Annotated in this window: 4 protein-coding genes; 1 reads left to right on the forward strand and 3 read right to left on the reverse strand. The window is 40.9% G+C overall.

Annotated features, from left to right (window positions below; translation table 11 throughout):
* Window positions 1-565 (forward strand): AAA family ATPase (locus tag WBA23_RS01850; RefSeq protein ID WP_424580535.1); only part of this gene is annotated, 565 nt, incomplete at its 5' end.
* Window positions 566-862: 297 nt separating this feature from the next.
* On the opposite strand, the gene WBA23_RS01855 is transcribed toward WBA23_RS01850, so the two are convergent.
* The 3 genes from WBA23_RS01855 to WBA23_RS01865 form a co-directional block, all read right to left on the reverse strand.
* Window positions 863-1252, reverse strand: a complete 390-nt coding sequence (locus WBA23_RS01855; RefSeq protein ID WP_424580536.1) for a type II toxin-antitoxin system VapC family toxin — start codon at window positions 1250-1252, stop codon at window positions 863-865.
* On the reverse strand, window positions 1249-1458 hold the full coding sequence (vapB, locus tag WBA23_RS01860) for a type II toxin-antitoxin system VapB family antitoxin (protein ID WP_424580537.1): 210 nt from the start codon (window positions 1456-1458) through the stop codon (window positions 1249-1251). The genes WBA23_RS01855 and vapB overlap by 4 nt, the downstream gene beginning before the upstream one ends.
* 135 nt (window positions 1459-1593) lie before the next feature.
* Window positions 1594-2124, reverse strand: coding sequence for a DUF3592 domain-containing protein (locus WBA23_RS01865; protein WP_424580538.1), 531 nt, complete (start codon window positions 2122-2124; stop codon window positions 1594-1596).
* Window positions 2125-2164: the final 40 nt, after the last annotated feature.

Raw genomic sequence — 2164 nt, forward strand, 5'->3', positions numbered from 1 at the left:
GTATAAAGTAACCGTAGCTGGAGCCGATTACCCGCTGGATAAACCATTTTTTGTGCTGGCCACGCAAAACCCGATTGAGCAGGAAGGAACCTATCCCCTACCCGAAGCCCAGCTCGACCGCTTTATGTTCGATATTCAGCTCACCTACCCTAGCTACGAGTCGGAGGTAGACATTGTGAAAGCCACTACCACTGACTCTGACTACGAGGTGCAAAAAGTAATTACCGGCGAGCAAATTGTAGAGTATCAGCATCTGGTACGCCGTGTTCCTATTGCCGATAATGTAGTAGAGTATGCTGTAGGGTTAGTCAATAAAACCCGGCCGCATTCAGCCAAAGCCAGTGAGGTAGCTAATAATTTTCTGGAGTGGGGAGCGGGACCTCGAGCTTCGCAGTACTTAGTTTTAGCGGCTAAATGTAATGCGCTACTTAATCAGAAGTACTCTCCCGACATTGAAGACGTGCAAGCGGTAGCCAAGCCTATTCTGCGTCACCGCATTGTCCGTAACTTTAAAGCCGAAGCCGAAGGCATGACGGTGGATAAGATTGTGGAGGAGTTGCTTTAAAACTAGTGCATCTAAGATGCTATCCACTTTAGGTGGTATATGCCCTTAGGTAGCTTCTTGCTTAGCGTATGATACAGAATGACAAGATAGGCCTGTACTCAAAAGTGACCTGAACCACAGAAAATTTTTATTTCGTTAGAGATACGATAACGGTCTATGCAGCCTTCGGGCCGGGCTTGATGGCCCTGATCTTTCGAGCATCAGCAGGCTGACTTAAGGAAACCGAACTTCTAATCTAACAATTCACCCGCCTGGCGGGGGCCGCCCCGTGGCTGCATGGTGTTGGGCGCTGGCTTTTCACTTCTTCCAAATCAGATCAATATTATAGTCTTTGAAAACGCCATCTTTTGACATTACTGTTAATCCTTCGCTTCTTGCCTGGGCAATAATTAACCGATCGAACGGATCACGATGATGGAAATCCAGCGTCGTGTTGGTCAATATGTGATTTGCTGTAATAGGCAAGATTGTTAATCCACTCTGATCAATGAGTTCGAATATTTTCTTGAGGTCTGCTTTTAAATCTAACTTTCCCAAAGAATACTTAATTCCCATCTCCCAGAGAGAAGCAACGCTAACGAAGCATGTATTGGTGGCGTCTTCTATCAACGCTTTCACATTAGTAGGCAGTGTTTTATCTTCAGTGATGAACCAAATGGCGGTATGAGTATCTAGGAGTAAATTCATTCCATATACTCTTTGAAGTCATCAAGGGGTTCATCAAAGTCTTTCCTCATCCGGATGAGTCCTTTGGCTAGTCCGGCTTTCCTGGATGTCTTGACTTCACCTTTTCCTTGAACTTTAGATTTGAGAAAATCAACATAGTTACCTACCTCATCTTTCAAATCGTTGGGTAGGGTCACTAATTTTGTGTAGATGTCAATATCAGTCATAAGACTAAGATAAATATTTTTTCTGTATTTCAGCTTGCAACGACCGAAGCGAGCTGCTGTACCGGTTTGTTTGCGTTTTTTTATTTGTTTAACAATATTGTTACCTGGAGCAACAAGCGTACTAATTCATTTTTGCTAGGCTTGGGGCTGTGCTTTGTCGGGCTCAGTTTCTTCTTCAATTTCAAGTTCATAATATTTCAGCATTATCCACCTTAAATATGCCAGCATCAAAATTATCAATCCTATTGCAAAAAGATAAATGAACCAGTTTGTACCTTCCATTTCTAATTCAGTATTTTCAGGATTAGATTTATTGTACCAAACTGGAATTGACTGTTTATTAGTTTGAGCAATCATTAAATTTTGTTCAGCTTCTTCAATTAATCTTAAACCTTGCTCACGTATAATTTCAAAAATCTCTTCATCTACATCAAAAGAGTAGTAAACTTTAAAAAAGTATTCAGGTTCATTTTCTCTAATTCGTTCCTGAATTTTGGTAAACGCAGTCGGTGTAGCTTTAGTCTCCACCCAATCAGTTGCCAAAATCTTGGCGCACTTATATGTCAGAATTGGTAAGGCAATTAGCAATATCAAACTATTAAAGCTTTGAATAGGTAGAAATTGAGAGACTTTTACAATTCTTTTTAATTGCTCAGTGAATTTCAAAATTCTTTTTTTTATTTTTTAATTGAGCCCAACGACCAGT

Source organism: Tunicatimonas sp., from assembly GCF_049647865.1.
Classification (GTDB): Bacteria; Bacteroidota; Bacteroidia; order Cytophagales; family Cyclobacteriaceae; genus Tunicatimonas.

What these genes read in the sequence shown, in the direction of transcription:
- vapB (WP_424580537.1), bottom strand. Translation starts at nt 1,458, where the DNA reads ATGACTGATATTGACATCTACACAAAATTAGTGACCCTACCCAACGAT.
- WBA23_RS01855 (WP_424580536.1), bottom strand. Translation starts at nt 1,252, where the DNA reads ATGAATTTACTCCTAGATACTCATACCGCCATTTGGTTCATCACTGAA.